Here is a 17,973-nt window from a genome sequence, read left to right as displayed (position 1 = left end):
CCGTGGGCTCGAGGGCGGTTCGACGGCGAGCCCCACGATGCGGGAGCGGGGGCGATCAGGTCAGCGCCGCGAGCCGCTCCGCCGAGCGCGTCAGCTCCGCGTCGACCACGGCACGGGCGTCGGCGAGCAGCCCGCGGACCTGCCCGGCCTCGCGATCCGGCCGGTCGTTCCAGGCGGTGAGCTCCCGCACGTGCAGCTCCGTGACGGAGGGGGAGCGGACCCAGTCCACCGGGCCGGTCGAGCGGTGCAGGGCGTGCCAGGTCGCCTCGACCGATGAGCGCAGCACGGGGGAGGCCGCGCCGCCGGATCCGGCGACGAGGGCCCCGACCAGGCAGGCGGCCGTGACGGCGTCGAGCGGGACGGTGTGCGCACCCGCGGACCCCGCGACGCAGCTGCGCCCGTCCGCGTCGCGCCAGGCGAACCAGCGGTCCTGCAGCCAGCCGCCCGCGAGGACGCCGTCCGCGACCTGGAGCGCATCCGTCGTCCGCACGAGCAGCGCCCGCTGCGCCGACAGCCGGTCGATCCCGCCGAGGCGCCGCCGCTCCCGCCGGTCCCGCGCGAGCGGGAGGTCGATCCGCGACCGGTCGAGCAGGCTCATCGAGGCATTGTCACCCCGGCGGCGTGCGACGGCCAGGGGGTGGCGTGATTGTCTTGCGCCATGCGTCCGATGGCCATGTTCCCCCTCGGCTCGGTGCTCTTCCCTCACATGCCGCTGCCCCTGCGGGTCTTCGAGCCGCGCTACCTCGCGATGCTCGCCGACATCCTCAAGGAGGAGCCGAGCGAGTTCGGGGTCGTGCTCATCGAGCGGGGGCAGGAGGTGGGCGGCGGAGACGTGCGGGTCGCCACGGGCACGCTCGCCCGGGTCGCGGACCTGGACACGGCGGACGAGGCGGTGCTGATGATCGCGCAGGGCGCCGCCCGGTTCGAGGTCCGGGAGTGGCTGCCCGACGACCCGTATCCGAAGGCCCTCGTCCGCGAGCTGCCGGATCCCGACTGGGACCCGGCGCTGCGCCCGGCGCTCGCCGATGCCGAGGCCCTCGTGCGCCGCGTGCTGAAGCGCCTCGCCGAGGAGGACCTGTCGCCGTGGCCCGCCGACGTGGGCCTGGACGAGGACCCTGCGGCCGCCGCGTGGCAGCTCGCCGCCATCGCGCCGCTGAACGCCCTCGACCAGCTCGAGCTGCTCCGCTCGGACTCCTACGAGCGCCTGCTGACGCGGCTCGTCGAGATGGTCACCGAGGTCGACGGGACCTACTGACGGGACCGTCGCGGCTGTCGGCCGCGCGGCTAGACTCGCGACCACAACCGAACACTTCCGGCCGTGAGGCCGACGCGGGAGAGCCGGCTCGTCCGGCACCGAAGGAGCAACCGCCCCGGCAATCTCTCAGGTCCAGTACCGCGTCGGTGTGGCCGCTCTGGAAAGCGGAGCAGCATCGTTCGCGGTGTGTCGGCTCCCGCCCACGGTGAAAGACGCCAGGCAGGCGTCGAATCTCTCAGGCGCAGCGACAGAGGGGGACCGGCCGGCGCGTCCGGCGCCACCGAGCTGAGAGAGCCCCCGCCCATGACCGATCCCGAACACGGCGACCCCGAACGCCGCCGTTCGCCGCTCCACGAGGTGCATGCCGCCGAAGGCGCCACCTTCACCGACTTCGCCGGCTGGAGCATGCCGCTCAAGTACGGCAGCGAACTCGCCGAGCACGCCGCCGTCCGCACCGCCGCGGGCCTCTTCGACCTCTCCCACATGGGCGAGATCGTGGTGCTCGGACCGGAGGCGGGCGAGGCGCTCGACGCCGCGCTGCTCGGCGAGATCTCCGCCGTCGAGACCGGGCGCGCGAAGTACACGCTGATGCTGAACGGCGAGGGCGGGGTCGTCGACGACCTCGTCGTGTACCGCACCGGGCCGGACCGGTTCCTCGTCGTCGCGAACGCGTCGAACCGCGAGACCGTCGCCGCCGAGCTCCGCAGCCGTGCCGTCGGCTTCCAGACCGAGGTGCAGGACGAGTCCGAGGACATCGGGCTCCTCGCGCTCCAGGGCCCGCTGGCGCTCGACGTGCTCACCGAGGTCGGCGGCTTCTCGGCCGACCAGGACGAGCGCACCGAGCAGCGGTTCGTCGAGCTGCTCACGGCCTTGCGGAACTACCGCTTCCTCGCCGCCTGGTACCGCGGGCATCCGATCCTCGTCGCCCGCACCGGCTACACCGGCGAGATCGGCTACGAGCTGTTCCTCGCACCGGCGCTGCTGCCCCAACTGTGGCGCGCGATCCGCGAGACCGGGGCCGGCTCCGGCGTCGTGCCCGTCGGGCTCGCTGCCCGCGACACGCTCCGGCTCGAGGCCGGCATGCCGCTCTACGGCAACGAGCTCACCCCGCTCACCCGGCCGCAGCAGGCCGGGCTCGGGCGGCTCGTGCGGGGCGAGAAGACGGCCGACTACGTGGGGCGCGACGCGGTGGAGGGCTTCGACCCGGCCGGCCAGCGGATCCTCGTCGGCCTCACCTGCGAAGGGCGTCGCGCCGGCCGCCACGGCTACCCCGTCCGCGCGGGCGACGACGTCGTCGGGGAGGTGACGAGCGGGGCGCTCAGCCCGAGCCTCGGCCATCCGATCGCCATGGCGTACGTGGATCCCGCCGCGGTCGCAGCCGATCTCGCCATCGACGTCCGCGGCACGGCGCTGCCCGCACGCGTCGTGCCGCTCCCCTTCTACAAGCGCCCGGAACGGAAGGCCTGACATGACCGGCGAGCAGGAGCTCAAGTACACCGCGGAGCACGAATGGGTGGACGCCGACGGCGACACCGCAACGGTCGGCATCACCGCCTACGCGGCGGCGCGGCTCGGCGACATCGTCTACGTCGAGCTGCCCGGCGTCGGGGACGAGGTCACCGCCGGCAGCGTCGTCGGCGAGCTCGAGTCGACGAAGTCCGTCGGCGAGCTCTACGCGCCCGTCACCGGGGTGGTGACGGAGGTGAACGACGAGGTGGCCTCGTCGCCCGAGGTCGTCAACAGCGACCCGTTCGGCGCCGGCTGGCTGCTCCGCGTCCGCATCACGGAGACGCCGGAGCTGCTCGACCACGCCGCCTACCAGCAGCTGACGGGAGAGGCATGACCGACCTCGCGATCCGGCCCAGGGCGCTCGCCGCGGCCGGCAGCGCCTTCGCCCGCCGCCACATCGGCACCACCCGGGACATGCAGGCGCGGATGCTCGCCGCCGTCGGGCAGCCGACCGTCGAGGCCCTGCTGGCCTCCGCGGTGCCCGACGCGATCCAGCTCGCCGCCGACGCGCCGACGACCCTGCCGCCCGCTGCGACCGAGGCGCAGGCCGTCGCCGAGCTGCGGCGCATCGCGGCGAAGAACACCGTGCGCACCTCGATGATCGGGCTCGGCTACTCGGGCACCGTGACGCCCGCGGTGATCCAGCGGAACGTGCTCGAGAACCCCAGCTGGTACACGGCGTACACGCCCTACCAACCCGAGATCTCGCAGGGCCGGCTCGAGGCGCTGCTGAACTTCCAGACGATGGTCGCCGATCTCACCGGGCTCACCACGGCGAACGCGTCCATGCTCGACGAGGCGACCGCCGTGGTCGAGGCGATGCTCCTCTCCCGCCGCGCGAGCAAGGCCGGCTCGAACCGCTTCGTCGTGGACGCGGACGTGCTCCCGCAGACGCTCGCCGTGCTGGAGGGCCGCGCCGCGGCGGTCGGCATCGAGCTCGTCGTCGCCGACCTCACCGTCGGGCTGCCCGCCGGCGACCTCTTCGGGTTGCTCGTGCAGTACCCGGGCGCCTCCGGCCGGGTTCCGGATCCGTCGCGGGTGATCGCCGAGGCGAAGGCGCGCGGCGGCCTGGCGGTCGTCGCCGCGGACCTCCTCGCGATGACGCTGCTCGTGCCGCCCGGCGAGCTCGGCGCCGACGTCGCCGCCGGCACCACGCAGCGGTTCGGGGTGCCGATGGCGATGGGCGGCCCGCACGCCGGCTACCTCGCCGTGCGCAAGGGCCTCGAGCGGCAGCTGCCCGGCCGGCTCGTCGGGGTCTCGGTCGACGCCGCCGGCGCTCCCGCCTACCGGCTCAGCCTGCAGGCCCGCGAGCAGCACATCCGCCGCGAGAAGGCGACGAGCAACATCTGCACCGCGCAGGTGCTCCTCGCCGTTCTGGCCGCGATGTACGCCGTCTACCACGGGCCGGAGGGCCTCACGCGGATCGCGGAGGACGTGCACGACACCGCCCGCCGTGCCGCCGCCTCGCTCGCCGCGCGCGGCGCCGAGATCCTCACCGAGACGTTCTTCGACACCTTCCAGGTGCGGGTGCCCGACGCCGACGCCGTGCTCCGCCGCGCGGCCGAGCGGGGCCTGTGGCTGCGCCGTGTCGACGCGACGACCGTGTCGATCGCCTTCGACGAGGTGACCGCCGGGGCGGCCTCGACCACCATCAGCCACCTGCTCGCGACACTCGATCTCGAGGACGCGCCCTTCGACGCGTCGGATCCGGTCGGGGCCGTGCTCGCGCATCCGCTGCACAAGGGCGATGCGCCCGTGGACGTGCCGCTCCCGCATCGGCTGCCACCGGGCCTCGGGCGCACCTCTGGGTTCCTCACCCATCCGGTCTTCACGACGTTCCACTCCGAGACGGCGATGATGCGGTACCTCAAGTACCTCGCCGACCTCGATTACGCGCTCGACCGCGGGATGATCCCGCTCGGCTCGTGCACGATGAAGCTGAACGCGGCGACCGAGATGGCGGCCGTCACGTGGCCGGAGTTCGCGGCGCTGCACCCCTTCGCGCCGGCCGAGGACGTGGCGGGCTCCCTCGAGCTCGTCGGGCAGCTGGAGGGCTGGCTGGCCGAGCTCACCGGCTATGACGCCGTGAGCCTGCAGCCGAACGCCGGGAGCCAGGGCGAGCTCGCCGGCCTGCTCGCGATCCGCGGCTACCACCGGGCGAACGGCGACGACGGCCGCGTCGTCTGCCTCATCCCGTCCAGCGCGCACGGCACCAACGCGGCGAGCGCCGTGCTCGCCGGCTTCAAGGTCGTGGTCGTCGCCTGCGACGAGCTCGGCAACGTCGACCTCCCCGACCTGCGCACGAAGATCGCGGAGCACGCCGACCGGCTCGGCGCCTTGATGATCACCTATCCGTCGACGCACGGCGTGTACGAGCACGAGGTGCGGACGGTCACGGATGCGGTCCACGCCGCGGGCGGCCAGGTGTACGTCGACGGCGCGAACCTCAACGCCCTGCTCGGCCACGCCCGGTTCGGCGACTTCGGCGGCGACGTGTCGCACCTGAACCTGCACAAGACGTTCTGCATCCCGCACGGCGGCGGCGGCCCCGGCGTCGGGCCTGTGGCGGCGAAGTCGCACCTCGCGCCACACCTGCCGTCGCACCCGTTCGCGCAGCGACCGGATCCGCTGTCGCACCTCCCGAGCGCCGAGGCGGCGCTCGGCGCGATGCCCGCGCGAGGCCCAGAAACGGGCCTCGCTCCACACGGACCCGCGCGCTTCGGCGGCACGCCCGTCTCGGCCGCACCGTTCGGCTCGCCGGGCATCCTGCCGATCTCGTGGGCGTACATCCGCATGATGGGGATCGACGGGCTGCGCGCGGCGACGGACGCCGCGGTGCTCGCCGCGAACTACGTGGCCGCCCGCCTCGGCGACGCCTTCCCGGTGCTCTACCGCGGGGACGAGGGCCTCATCGCCCACGAGTGCATCCTCGACCTGCGGCCGATGACCGCGGCGACCGGGGTGACGGTCGACGACGTCGCGAAGCGGCTCATCGACCACGGCTTCCACGCGCCCACCATGTCGTTCCCCGTGCCCGGCACCCTCATGGTCGAGCCGACGGAGAGCGAGGACCTCGCGGAGATCGACCGGTTCGTCGACGCGATGCTCGCCATCCGGGCCGAGGCCGACCGGGTCGGCGCGGGGGAGTGGCCGGCGGACGACAACCCGCTGCGGAACGCCCCCCACACCGCCCGTGCGGTGAGCGCGACGGAGTGGACCCACCCGTACTCCCGCGAGGAGGCCGCCTATCCGTTCGAGGGCGGCGTGCACGGCGCCGACCGGCTGCGAGCGGTGCGGGGCAAGTACTGGCCGCCCGTCCGCCGCATCGATCAGGCATACGGTGACCGCAATCTGGTCTGCGCCTGCCCTCCGCCGGAGGCGTTCGAGGACTGACCCTCAGCGCACCCTTGCCACTTTCTGACCTCATCCGGCCGTTTTGAGGGCGGAAAGTGGCAAGTGTGCGTTCAAGACAGCTCGGACACCGTCTTCGGGGTGCTGTCCCAGAGGCGGGCGCCGGTGACGCGGCACGGGATCGGCGAGGCGTCGATGCGCGTCAGCGCCTCGCCCAGGCGGTCGGCCTCGATGCGCCTGGCGAGGGTGACGTGGGGCGTCCAGGAGTCCGGCCGGGTCTGATCGACGACCTCGGCGTCGGGGGCGGCGGCGTCGATCGCACGATGGACGGCCGAGTGCAGGGTGACGAGCGGGCGGGACGGCACGACGAGGCGCGCCAGGACCCACCGCGACCGGTGGCCGCCGAACAGCACCGGGGGACCGACGACCACGGGCAGCCCGCGCTCGGCGAGATGCCAGCCGCGGAACACCGCGTTCAGCGCGTCCACCGCCGGCTCCAGCCCCGACTCGGCGACGGCGACCGTCACGTGCGGGCGGTTCGTGTCGCTGCTCCGGGTGGCGAGGCTCGGCAGGCCGGCGTCGGCGAGCGCCACCCACTCGTCGCGCACGAGCTGCTCCGCGTCCGGCTCGAGCAGCAGCTCGACGCTCTGCACCATGGGGGACGAGCCTACGAGCGGCCCATGCGGGTCAGCTGCACCTGCGTCTCGGCGTCCCGGAACCCGAGCCGCCGGTAGAGGGCGATCGCGGCGCCGTCGACGTCCGCGACGATCACGAGATCGCTGCATCCCCAGCGGCTCGCGGCGAGGGCGGCTCCGGCTCGTACGAGTCGGCCGGCGGCGCCTCGGCGGCGGTACGCGGCCAGCGTGCCGACGTTCTGGTACCGGGCGATCCCGCGCGGCGCGGGCAGCACGCCGAGGGCCGAGACGATGCGCCCGTCCTCGCGCAGGCCGAGCCAGGCGGCGCGGCCGGCCTGCACCGCCGTGCGCTCCGCATCGATGCGCCGCCCGACGAAGACGGCGTGGTCGGCCTCCCCGCTGCCGAGCTCCAGCTCGATCGCCTCGACGTCGGACCAGTCGGCCTCGCCGTCGACCTCCTCGATCGCGCCATCGGTGGCGGCGACCTCCGCGGAGGGGGCGCGGAGCACGATGGAGCGCTCCACCTCGAAGCCCGCGCCGCGCCACGCCTCCTCGTCGAACCGCGCGTGCGCGTCGTCGATGCCGACCGTGGTGAAGTCGAGCTCGGGGAACGCCTCGCGGTGGCGCCGCGCCCAGCCCTCGGGATCCGTGAGATCGGCGCCCGGGTCGGCCAGCACGAAGTTGCCCCACCGGAATGCCGGGTTCGCGGGCGTGCGGACGATCCGGCTGCCGTCGGCCTGCTCGACGGTGCCGCCCTCCGCGACGCGGGCGACGAGGTCCGTGGCGAAGGCGATCGATGCGGCCGTCACGGCAGCAGGTGGGGCGCGAGGGACTTCAGCAGGTCGTAGCCGACGAAGCTCACGAAGTCGAGCAGGAAGTGGGCGACGACGAGCGGGGCGACGCGACCGAACCGTCGGTAGACCAGGCCGAACACGACACCCATCACGGCGTTGCCGATGAAGCCGCCGAAGCCCTGGTAGAGGTGGTAGGAGCCGCGCAGCAGGGCGCTCGCGACGAGCACGGCCCACGGCCGCCACCGGAGGTCGTCGAGCTTCGCGAAGAGGAAGCCGACGACGATCACCTCCTCCTGGAGGGCCGCGCGCAGGGCCGAGAGGACGAGCACGGGGATCGCATACCAGTGCGGGTCGAGACCGGATGCGGCGACCTTCACGTCGAGGCCGAGGTGCACCGCGGCGAGGTAGAGCCCCAGGCCGGGGACGCCGATCACGAGGGCGAGCAGCAGCCCACCGCCCAGGTCGGCCGCCGGCCGCCGGCCGTCGAGCCCGATGCGGCGCAGCGCCGGCGCGCCGGGAGCAGCCAGCAGGTAGAGGGCCAGGAGCACCGGCACGAGGTCGAAGCCGATCCCGAGCAGCTGGTAGATCAGGTCGAAGACGGCCCGGTCGCTCTGGCTGGGGTTGAGCGTGGTCGTCTGCCCGCTGAGCGGTCCCCGGCTCAGCGTGTCCGCCAGCTGGACGACCGCGTACACCGCCGATGCGCCGAGGGAGACGCCGAGCACGAGCAGCAGCTCCGCGCCGGGACGGACGCGGCGGAGCGAGGCGTCCGGGATGGTGGATCCGGTCGCCGGGGCGTCCTCGAGCCGACTCATCGGGGCTCCTGGGAACCGCTGATGCCGTCCCTCGCAAGGTTCCGGCAGTTTCCCCAGCGTTCATCGGCTCGAGCACGGATCGTGCGCGAAGGCCAGGTTTTGCGCAACGATGTTGCCGCTCGCTGCGGATCCCCGCCGAAGACGGTTTCCGGCATGTAACGAATCCCCCGCTCGTTTTGGTCCCCGACTTCGCGATCCTTACGCTACCTTCGTCCTCGCCGGAGTCGACGTCGATCAGGTCACGAGCCCATCGACGCCTCGAAGTCGGGGATCCACCGATCGACAGCCAGCGGGACACCATCCGCTCCAGATCCGGAAAGGGGTTACGGCGATGACGCTGAGCGGCCCCACCGAACTCGAAGCCGTCGCCGCCGAGGACGGGCTGACCGGTGCCGGGCTCGACCCGGAGGGCGACCAGGCCCCCCAGGCCATCCAGGGCCGCTCGCTCTGGTCGATCGCGTGGCGGCGACTGCGGCGCGACAAGGTCGCGATGGCCGGCGGGATCGTCATCGTGCTGCTGGTGCTCATCGCCGTCTTCGCGCCCCTGCTGCAGGCGCTCTACGGGCAGGACTACCAGACCCTCCACCAGACCGACGGCCTGCTGGACCCCCTGGACTCCATGCCGAAGGGCGCGCTCGGTGGGGTGAGCGGCGCCCACTGGCTCGGCGTCACACCGGTCACGGGCCAGGACATCCTGACGCTGCTCATGTACGGCGCCCGCACGTCGCTGATCATCGCCGGCCTCGCGACCGCCCTCTCGCTCATCCTCGGCGTGACGCTCGGCCTCACCGCGGGCTACTTCCGCGGTTGGGTGGACCTGCTGATCTCCCGCACGATGGACGTGCTGCTGTCGTTCCCGACCCTGCTGCTCTCCATCGCCCTGATCACCGTCGTCGGCTACATCTCGGGCGCCGAGATCGTGCGCTTCGAGATCATCATCTTCGTGCTCGGCTTCTTCGGCTGGCCGTACATCGGACGCATCGTTCGCGGCCAGGTGCTGTCGCTCCGCGAGAAGGAGTTCGTGGAGGCCGCGCGCAGCCTCGGGGCCTCCAACCTGCGCATCATGTTCCGGGAGATCATCCCGAACCTGATCGGTCCGATCCTCGTGTACACGACGCTGACCATCCCGAACAACATGCTCGGCGAGGCGGGCCTGTCGTTCCTCGGCATCGGCGTCATCCCGCCGACGCCGTCCTGGGGGCAGATGCTCTCGGACGCGGGTCAGTACTTCCAGATCGATCCGCTCTACCTCTTCCTCCCCGGGCTCGCGATCTTCATCTCCGTCCTCGCGTTCAACCTCTTCGGCGACGGCCTGCGCGACGCGCTCGATCCCAAGTCCGGGCGGTGACCGCCGCAGAGCCGGCCGCCGACGTCGGCGACCCACCAGACGTGCGAAGGAGCGCGGTGCACACATCGCGATCCGTCGCCGGGCCTGACACGCCCATCCACCCGCCAGCCGCACCGCTGACGGACACAGCACACGAGGACGAGAGGACATCTCGATGAGGTTCAAGAAGAGGGCGCTGGCACTCGCCGGCGTCGCAGTCGCGGGAGCGATGCTCCTCGCGGGCTGCTCCGGCGGCGGAGGCACGACCTCGCCGAGCAGCAGCAGCGGCTCCGGCGGGCTTCAGCCCGCGTTCAACGCCGCCGTGAACGGCGTCGTCAACCCGAGCACCAAGACCGGCGGCACGTTGAAGCTGCTGAGCACCAACGACTGCGACTCGTGGGACCCGGCGCGCACCTACTACGGCTTCTGCTGGAACATGCAGCGCCTCTTCACGCGGCAGCTCGTCGGCTACTCCAAGGTCAACGGCACGAAGTTCACGCTCGCGCCCGACCTCGCGACGGGCCTCGGGAAGCACAGCGCCGACAACAAGACGTGGACCTACACGCTGAAGTCGGGGATCAAGTACTCGGACGGCAAGACGATCACGCCCGCCGACATCAAGTACGCGGTCGGCCGCATCTTCGCGTCCGACGTCATCAACGGCGGCCCGACCTTCTACTTCACCGGGCTCATCAACGCTCCGGCGGGCTACAAGGGCGTCTACAAGGGCGGTGAGCTGCCCGACTCGGCGGTCTCCATCTCCGGCCAGTCGATCACGTTCCACCTCAAGAAGCCGTTCGCGGACTTCGACTACCTGATGGCCCTGCCGACCACGGCGCCGGTCCCGGACAAGGTCGAGGGCGGCTCCGGCTTCGTCGGTGGCACCTACACCAAGCACCCGGTCTCCTCCGGCCCGTTCGTGTTCAGCTCCTACACGCCGAACAAGTCGGTCGTGTTCACGCGGAACAAGTACTGGAAGCAGAGCACCGACACGATCCGCAAGCCGCTGGTCAACGAGGTCGACTTCACCGTCGACACGAACCCGTCGGACATCGACCAGAAGCTGAAGGCCGGCACGGCCGACGCCAAGGCGAACACGATCATCGGTACGACGCTGCAGGCGCAGGTGCTGTCCAGCCCGACCCTGAAGAAGAATGCGGATGACGGCGCCGGTGACTCCTTCAGCTACCTCGCTGTGCCGGACACCGTGGTCACCAACGTGCACTGCCGCCTCGCGATCGCGTACGCGACCAACAAGGCCGGCCTGCTGCAGGTCACGGGTGGCGCGGCCGCCGGTGTGGTCGCCGGTTCCGTGACGCCTCCTGGTGTCGCGGGCTACGACCCCTCCTACGACCCGTTCCCGACCGGCAAGGACCACACGGGTGACGTCGCGGCGGCGAAGTCGGAGCTGCAGAAGTGCGGCAAGCCGAACGGCTTCTCGACGAACTTCGCGTACTCCACGCCGAGCGAGACCGGTGGCAAGCTCTTCCAGACGGAGAAGGCCGCCCTCGCCCGGGTCGGGATCACCCTCTCGCCGAAGACGGCCGACGGTTCCAGCTACTACTCCACCTTCGCGGGCTCGCCGGCGAACGTGAAGTCGCAGGAGCTCGGCATCATCTCGGCCGGATGGGGTGCCGACTTCCCGACGCCGTACGGGTTCTACGCCAACATCGCGAACGGAGCGGCCATCCTGCCGACGGGCAACAGCAACTACTCCAACCTCAACGATCCGACGGTGAACCAGCTGCTGGACGACACAGGTACGAAGTGGACGCAGGATCGCGGCCTCCAGCTGAACAAGGCGATCATGGCCACCGGCCAGATGCTTCCGTACTCGTTCGGCAAGTACCTCTACTACCGCAACCCGCGGATGACGAACGTGACGGCGAACTTCGCCCTCGCCTTCGGCATCTACGACTTCGTCAACGCGGGCGTCTCCGGCTGAGCTCCTCGGCCCTGACCCCCCGTCCATCGATGCGCTAGAAGGAGTGCAACCCCGGGTGGCCGGCCGGACCACGGTCCGGCCGGCCACCCGCCTGCGTCAGCCATGATCCGTTTCATCATCTACCGACTGCTCGGCGCGATCGTCGTGATCTGGATCGTCAGCGTCGTCACGTTCCTGATCTTCCAGGCCGTGCCGCTGCTGTCGCACACCAATCCCGTGTACTTCTACACGGGCAAGGTGCCCTTCAAGCCCGGCTCGCCCCAGCTCAAGGCGCTGACGCACCGGTTCGGTTTCGACCTGCCGCTGTACGCCCAGTACTGGCACTACCTCTCCGGCATCCTCTTCGGCCAGACGATCACCGACGGGGTGAGCGTGCCGATCAAGTGCCCGGCCCCCTGCTTCGGCTACTCGTTCCGGCAGAACGAGCTCGTCGGCACCCTCATCGCGCAGGCCGTCCCCGTCAGCCTCAGCCTCATCGTCGGCTCGGCCATCCTGTGGCTGGTCGGCGGCGTCAGCGTCGGCACGATCTCCGGCCTCCGTCCCGGCTCGGCCATCGACCGCATCGGCATGACCGGCTCCCTCGCCGCCGTGTCGCTCCCCATCTTCTTCACCGGACCGGTGCTGCTGCTCATCTTCGAGTACACGCTCGGCTGGCTGCCCGACGTCAGCTATGCCCCCATCACGCAGAACCCCGTGCAGTGGCTGCGGAGCATGATCCTGCCGTGGGTCTCACTCGCGTTCCTCTTCGCCGCCCTGTACGCCCGGCTGACCCGCTCCAACATGCTCGAGACGATGAGCGAGGACTACATCCGCACCGCACGCGCGAAGGGCCTCGACCGGCGCACGGTCGTGATCAAGCACGGGCTGCGCGCGGCGCTCACCCCGATCGTCACCATCTTCGGCATCGACGTGGGGACCCTCGTCGGCACGACGGTGATCACGGAGAACGTGTTCAACCTGCGCGGCCTCGGCTTCCTCACGATCTCGTCGATCCAGCAGCAGGACCTGCCGATCATCCTCGGCGTCACGATCGTGGCCGCCGTCGCGCTCGTCGTCGCGAACTTCGTGGTCGACATCCTCTACGCCGTCGTCGACCCGCGCGTCACGGTCTGACCGTTCCCGACGAGAATCGGATGCAATGACCATCACCAGCCCAGTCCCGTCCGCCGCCTCCACCGATCCGGGCGTCTTCCTCTCCGTCGAGGACCTGCGCGTGCACTTCCCGACGGACGACGGCCTCGTCAAGTCCGTGGACGGGCTCACCTTCGACCTGCGCCGTGGCGAGATCCTCGGCATCGTCGGCGAGTCCGGATCCGGGAAGAGCGTGACGGCGCAGGCGATCCTCGGACTCCACAAGGGGTCGAAGGCGAAGATCTCCGGCCACATCTGGCTGGACGGCCAGGACCTCGTGCCCGCCTCCGAGGACGACATGCGCGCCGTCCGGGGCAGCGAGATCGCCATGATCTTCCAGGACCCGCTGTCGAGCCTGCACCCCTTCTACACGATCGGGAACCAGATCTCCGAGGCGTACCGGGTGCACAACAAGGTGTCGGGGCGCGACGCGAGGAAGCGCACCATCGAGATGCTCGAGAAGGTCGGCATCCCGAACGCGGCCGCCCGCTACAGCGACTACCCGCACCAGTTCTCCGGCGGGATGCGGCAGCGCGCGATGATCGCGATGGCCCTCATCTGCGAACCGAAGCTGCTGATCGCCGACGAGCCCACCACCGCGCTCGACGTGACGGTGCAGGCGCAGATCCTCGAGCTGATCAAGGAGCTCCGGAACGAGCTGAACTCCGCCGTCATCCTGATCACGCACGACCTCGGCGTCGTGGCGGAGACGTGCGACCACGTCGTCGTCATGTACGGCGGCCAGGCCGTGGAGAAGGGACCGGTCGCCGACCTCTTCGACGTGCCCGAGATGCCCTACACCTGGGGCCTGCTGTCGTCGATGCCGCGCATGGACAGGGTGCGGCAGACCCGTCTCACCCCGATCCCCGGCTCGCCGCCCTCGCTCATCCAGGTGCCGAAGGGGTGCGTGTTCAACCCGCGATGCCGGTTCTCGGACCGTGTCGAGGGGAACCGCTGCTTCACCGTGCACCCCGACCTGCTGCCGACCGCCCCGGGGCACGAGGTGCGCTGCCACATCGATCCCGAGGAGCGGCGCCAGATCCTGCTCACCGAGATCCGCCCGAACCTCTAGCGACAGACGAAGGATCGCCACCATGACGACCGAGACCGCAGCCGTCCCCGCCAGCCCGGCGGCGCCCGGCGCGCCGCTGCTCGAGGTGACCGACGTCCGCAAGCACTTCCCCGGACGGAGCGTCGGGCTCCTCGGCCGCAGGAGCAACCCCGTGAAGGCCGTCGACGGGGTCTCGTTCACGGTGCACCAGGGCGAGACCATCGGCCTCGTCGGCGAGTCCGGGTGCGGCAAGTCGACGACCGGCCGCGTCGTGTCGAAGCTCATCGAGCCCACCAGCGGATCGATCCGGTACGAGGGCAGGGAGCTGGCCGGGCTCCGGCCGGGCCAGATGCGCCCGCTCCGCCGGGAGATCCAGATGATCTTCCAGGACCCCTACTCCTCGCTGAACCCCCGGCACACGATCGGCACCATCGTCGGCTCGCCGTTCCACATCCAGCGCACGAAGCCGGAGGGCGGCGTGAAGAAGGCCGTCCAGGGCCTGATGGAGCGCGTCGGGCTGAACCCGGAGCACTACAACCGGTACCCCCACGAGTTCTCCGGCGGCCAGCGGCAGCGCATCGGCATCGCACGGGCGCTCGCTCTGCGCCCGAAGCTCATCGTCTGCGACGAGCCCGTGTCCGCGCTCGACGTGTCCGTGCAGGCGCAGGTCGTGAACCTGCTCGAGGACCTGCAGAGCGAGTTCGGCCTCGCCTATCTCTTCATCGCCCACGACCTCTCCGTCGTGCGGCACATCTCCGACCGCGTCGTCGTCATGTACCTCGGCAAGGTGATGGAGACGACGGACCGCGACACGCTCTACGAGTCGCCGATGCACCCGTACACGCACGCCCTCCTGTCGGCGGTGCCGATCCCGGACCCGACCGTGGAGAGCCGGCGCGAGCGGATCCTGCTCACCGGGGACCTGCCCAGCCCGTCCAACCCGCCGTCGGGCTGCGTCTTCCACACCCGCTGCCCGAAGTACCGCACCCAGCTCTCCGAGACGGAGCGCGAGCGCTGCCGCAGCGAGGAGCCGGTGCTGGAGGAGAAGCGGCCCGGCCAGTCGGTCTACTGCCACTTCGCCGAAGCGCGCACCGACCTCATCGACGGCGAGGCCGACCTGCCGACGACCAGCGGCCTCCGCGAGACCCGGCCGCGTTCGGCCGCATGACCGTGGCGCGCCACCATGTGCCGGGTCCGGTGCACCGGCTCTGGACCCCCGACCACGAGCCCGTCCTCGAGGTGTCCGACGGCGAGGTGATCGAGTTCGACGCGCAGGAGTGCGCGGCCGGGCAGCTGGACGACTTCCGGAACGGCCAGGAGGTCCCGGCTCTCGACTACGACCTGCTCTACCCGCTCGTCGGGCCGGTGCTCGTCGCGGGTGCCGAGCCGGGTGACGCGGTCGAGCTCGAGGTGCTCGAGTACCGTTCCGGCAGCTGGGGCTGGACGAGTGTGCTCGAGGACTTCGGCCTGCTCACCGAGGACTTCCCCGACCTGCATCTGCACCGGTGGGAGCTGGGGGAGCGGACCGCCGACTTCCAGGGGGTCGCGACCGTTCCGCTGCGGCCGTTCCTCGGCGTGATGGGGGCGACCCCCGACACGGCCGAGCCGCTGTCGCCGTTCCCGCCCGGCACGTTCGGCGGCAACATCGACACCCGGGACATCACCGCGGGCTCGAGCATCCTGCTCCCCGTGCAGGTGCCCGGCGCTCGCATCATGGTCGGCGATCCGCACGCAGCCCAGGGCGACGGCGAGGTGTGCGGCGCGGCGATCGAGGCGAGCCTGTCCGGCGCCCTGCGGGTGACCCTGCACAAGGGGCTCACCCTCCCGGCGCCGCAGTTCCGCACCCCCGGCCCGCTGCGAGCCGGCATCGAGGACCAGGGCTACTACGCCACGATGGGCGTCGGACCTGACCTGATGCGTGCCTCGCAGGACGCGGTGCGGGCGATGATCGAGCACCTCGGGCGCACATACGGGATCGAGCCGGTCGACGCCTACGTGCTCGCGAGCGTCGTGGTCGACCTGAAGATCAGCGAGGTCGTCGATCAGCCCAACTGGGTGGTCAGCGCGTACCTCCCGCTCAGCGTCATGCGCGCCGGAGCTTAGGCCGCGGGGCCGGCAGGCGCCGATCCCTACGAGGCGTCGCCGCGGAGCCGGCTGAAGATCACGAGGTCGCGCCAGGCGCCGTCGCGGAACTGCGCGTGCCGCAGCACGCCCTCGCGCGTGTAGCCCGCCTTCTCGAGGGAGCGCTGCTCGGCGAGGTCCTCGACGTCGGTGCTCGCCTCGAGCCGCTCGACGAGCGTGGTGCTGAAGAGGTGCTCGGCGATCAGGCGCTGCGCCGTCGTGCCGAAGCCCTTGTACCGATGCTGCGGGAAGAGGTAGATCCCGATGGTCAGGGCCCGCGCGACGGATCCGGGACCGTGATGCACCGCGCACCAGCCGACGTCACCGACGAGGCCGACGGCGTCGACGACGACGGCCAGGTTCCCGCGGTCCTCGCCGATCATGCCGTCACGGGCGTACCGCGACCGGAACGCGTTGGTCGACCGGAAGCCGTAGAACTCGAAGGCCCCCGGCGTCTGCTCGTCGACGTCGAACGCCTGCGCGTCCTCCTCGTGATAGGGCCGGATCCGCACCTCGGGCATGCGCTCACGATATCCGCGCGCTCCCGGGGCGGCGGAATACCTGGTCCCGCTACGATCGTTGTCTTGGACGGTGCCGCAGACGGCGCCAGGAGCGGCACTGCCCTCCATCTCTGACGGCGCATCGCCCCGCACAGCGGAGCGCGCCGCCCGGCCGCAGCGCGGCCGGCCTCTGACAGACAGGACTCGAAGCATGGCGCACGCCGCCCGCACCGATCTGCGCAACGTCGCGATCGTCGCCCACGTCGACCACGGCAAGACGACCCTCGTGGACGCGATGCTGAAGCAGACGCACTCCTTCGCCGACCACGCCCACGTGGACGACCGCGCCATGGACTCCAACGAGCTCGAGCGCGAGAAGGGCATCACCATCCTCGCGAAGAACACCGCGATCACGTACCGCGGTGCGCACGCGACGGACGGCCCCGTCACCATCAACGTCATCGACACCCCCGGCCACGCCGACTTCGGCGGCGAGGTCGAGCGCGGCCTGTCCATGGTCGACGGCGTCGTCCTGCTCGTCGACGCGTCCGAGGGGCCGCTTCCGCAGACCCGGTTCGTGCTCCGCAAGGCCCTCGAGGCGAAGCTGCCCGTCATCCTGGTCGTGAACAAGACGGACCGGCCCGACGCCCGCATCGAGCAGGTCGTCGAGGAGTCGCACGACCTGCTGCTCGGTCTCGCCTCCGACCTCGCCGACGACGTGCCCGACCTCGACCTCGACGCGATCCTCGACGTGCCGGTGGTCTACGCCTCCGGCCGCAACGGCGCCGCCAGCTGGAACAAGCCCGAGAACGGCACCCTGCCCGACGCCGATGACCTCGAGCCGCTCTTCGACGCGATCCTCAAGCACATCCCCGCGCCCGTCTACGACGACACCCACCCGCTGCAGGCGCACGTCACCAACCTCGACGCCTCGCCGTTCCTCGGTCGTCTCGCGCTGCTGCGCGTCTTTAACGGCACGCTGAAGAAGGGCCAGACCGTCGCCTGGGTGCGCGGCGACGGCACCGTCTCGAACGTCAAGATCACCGAGCTGCTCGCGACCCGCGCGCTCGAGCGCTACCCGACCGAGTCGGCGAAGGCCGGCGACATCGTGGCGGTCGCCGGGTTCCCGGACATCACCATCGGTGACACGCTCGCCGACCCCGAGGACGTGCGGCCGCTGCCCGCCATCCACGTCGACGACCCCGCCATCTCGATGCTCATCGGCACGAACACCTCGCCGCTCGCCGGCAAGGGCGGCAAGGGCCACAAGGTCACCGGCCGCCTGGTGAAGGACCGTCTCGACCGCGAGCTCGTCGGCAACGTCTCCATCCGAGTGCTCGACGTTGGCCGGCCGGACGCCTGGGAGGTGCAGGGCCGCGGCGAGCTCGCGCTCGCGATCCTCGTCGAGCAGATGCGGCGCGAAGGCTACGAGCTCACGGTGGGGAAGCCGCAGGTGGTCACGCGGGTGATCGACGGCAAGATCCACGAGCCCTACGAGCAGCTGACGGTCGATGCGCCCGAGGAGTACCTCGGCGCGATCAC

Annotated in this window: 16 protein-coding genes and 1 riboswitch; of the genes, 11 read left to right on the top strand and 5 right to left on the bottom strand. The window is 71.2% G+C overall.

Features of this window, described 5'->3' with window-relative positions:
* Positions 1-55 precede the first annotated feature (55 nt).
* On the bottom strand, positions 56-598 hold the full coding sequence (locus tag JWQ92_RS03165) for a hypothetical protein (RefSeq protein WP_297343010.1): 543 nt from the start codon (positions 596-598) through the stop codon (positions 56-58).
* Between the two features lie 69 nt (positions 599-667).
* Here JWQ92_RS03165 and JWQ92_RS03160 point away from each other — a divergent pair, with 69 nt between their 5' ends.
* The 4 genes from JWQ92_RS03160 to gcvP all read left to right on the top strand — a co-directional run bounded on the left by JWQ92_RS03160 (position 668) and on the right by gcvP (position 6,157).
* Entirely contained in the window at positions 668-1,255 is a 588-nt protein-coding gene (locus JWQ92_RS03160; RefSeq protein WP_297343009.1) for an LON peptidase substrate-binding domain-containing protein, read from the top strand.
* Between the two features lie 65 nt (positions 1,256-1,320).
* Positions 1,321-1,406, top strand: a riboswitch (glycine riboswitch).
* Between the two features lie 152 nt (positions 1,407-1,558).
* Positions 1,559-2,722 (top strand): glycine cleavage system aminomethyltransferase GcvT, encoded by a 1,164-nt coding sequence (gcvT, locus tag JWQ92_RS03155; RefSeq protein ID WP_297343008.1) that lies wholly within the window; start codon positions 1,559-1,561, stop codon positions 2,720-2,722.
* A 1-nt stretch (position 2,723) separates the two neighbouring features.
* Positions 2,724-3,098 (top strand): glycine cleavage system protein GcvH, encoded by a 375-nt coding sequence (gcvH, locus tag JWQ92_RS03150; RefSeq protein ID WP_297343007.1) that lies wholly within the window; start codon positions 2,724-2,726, stop codon positions 3,096-3,098.
* Entirely contained in the window at positions 3,095-6,157 is a 3,063-nt protein-coding gene (gene gcvP / locus JWQ92_RS03145) for an aminomethyl-transferring glycine dehydrogenase (RefSeq protein WP_297343006.1), read from the top strand. The genes gcvH and gcvP overlap by 4 nt, the downstream gene beginning before the upstream one ends.
* 71 nt (positions 6,158-6,228) lie before the next feature.
* On the opposite strand, the gene JWQ92_RS03140 is transcribed toward gcvP, so the two are convergent.
* Genes JWQ92_RS03140 through JWQ92_RS03130 form a run of 3 tightly spaced genes read right to left on the bottom strand, consistent with a single transcriptional unit; the run spans position 6,229 to position 8,356 of the window.
* Positions 6,229-6,771, bottom strand: a complete 543-nt coding sequence (locus JWQ92_RS03140) for a 2'-5' RNA ligase family protein (protein WP_297343005.1) — start codon at positions 6,769-6,771, stop codon at positions 6,229-6,231.
* Positions 6,772-6,782: 11 nt separating this feature from the next.
* Positions 6,783-7,559 carry a GNAT family N-acetyltransferase gene (locus JWQ92_RS03135; RefSeq protein ID WP_297343004.1) on the bottom strand — a complete coding sequence of 259 codons (777 nt, stop codon included), beginning with the start codon at positions 7,557-7,559 and terminating at the stop codon, positions 6,783-6,785.
* The gene (locus JWQ92_RS03130) at positions 7,556-8,356 is read right to left on the bottom strand and encodes a CPBP family intramembrane glutamic endopeptidase (RefSeq protein WP_297343003.1); all 801 of its coding nucleotides are present in this window, start codon (positions 8,354-8,356) and stop codon (positions 7,556-7,558) included. Before JWQ92_RS03130 ends, JWQ92_RS03135 begins: the two co-directional genes overlap by 4 nt.
* A gap of 331 nt (positions 8,357-8,687) precedes the next feature.
* Between JWQ92_RS03130 and JWQ92_RS03125 the strand changes: the two genes are divergently transcribed.
* The 6 genes from JWQ92_RS03125 (at position 8,688) to JWQ92_RS03100 (ending at position 15,913) form a co-directional block, all read left to right on the top strand.
* Complete coding sequence (locus JWQ92_RS03125) at positions 8,688-9,704, top strand: ABC transporter permease (protein WP_297343002.1); 1,017 nt, start codon at positions 8,688-8,690, stop codon at positions 9,702-9,704.
* A gap of 154 nt (positions 9,705-9,858) precedes the next feature.
* Entirely contained in the window at positions 9,859-11,628 is a 1,770-nt protein-coding gene (locus JWQ92_RS03120; RefSeq protein WP_297343001.1) for an ABC transporter substrate-binding protein, read from the top strand.
* Positions 11,629-11,730: 102 nt separating this feature from the next.
* Positions 11,731-12,741, top strand: a complete 1,011-nt coding sequence (locus JWQ92_RS03115; RefSeq protein WP_297343000.1) for an ABC transporter permease — start codon at positions 11,731-11,733, stop codon at positions 12,739-12,741.
* Positions 12,742-12,766: 25 nt separating this feature from the next.
* Positions 12,767-13,831 (top strand): ABC transporter ATP-binding protein, encoded by a 1,065-nt coding sequence (locus JWQ92_RS03110; protein WP_297342999.1) that lies wholly within the window; start codon positions 12,767-12,769, stop codon positions 13,829-13,831.
* Between the two features lie 22 nt (positions 13,832-13,853).
* Positions 13,854-14,978 carry an ABC transporter ATP-binding protein gene (locus JWQ92_RS03105; RefSeq protein WP_297342998.1) on the top strand — a complete coding sequence of 375 codons (1,125 nt, stop codon included), beginning with the start codon at positions 13,854-13,856 and terminating at the stop codon, positions 14,976-14,978.
* On the top strand, positions 14,975-15,913 hold the full coding sequence (locus tag JWQ92_RS03100) for an acetamidase/formamidase family protein (RefSeq protein ID WP_297342997.1): 939 nt from the start codon (positions 14,975-14,977) through the stop codon (positions 15,911-15,913). The genes JWQ92_RS03105 and JWQ92_RS03100 overlap by 4 nt, the downstream gene beginning before the upstream one ends.
* 26 nt (positions 15,914-15,939) lie before the next feature.
* Here JWQ92_RS03100 and JWQ92_RS03095 read toward each other — a convergent pair whose 3' ends face one another.
* Entirely contained in the window at positions 15,940-16,452 is a 513-nt protein-coding gene (locus tag JWQ92_RS03095; protein WP_297342996.1) for a GNAT family protein, read from the bottom strand.
* 190 nt (positions 16,453-16,642) lie between these two features.
* Here JWQ92_RS03095 and JWQ92_RS03090 point away from each other — a divergent pair.
* Positions 16,643-17,973 (top strand): GTP-binding protein (locus JWQ92_RS03090; protein WP_297342995.1); only part of this gene is annotated, 1,331 nt, incomplete at its 3' end.

It is taken from the genome of Amnibacterium sp. (assembly GCF_025463795.1).
Taxonomy (GTDB): Bacteria; Actinomycetota; Actinomycetes; order Actinomycetales; family Microbacteriaceae; genus Amnibacterium.
Note: the sequence above shows the minus strand (reverse complement) of the source record. Positions and strands in the feature narration are given on the sequence as shown.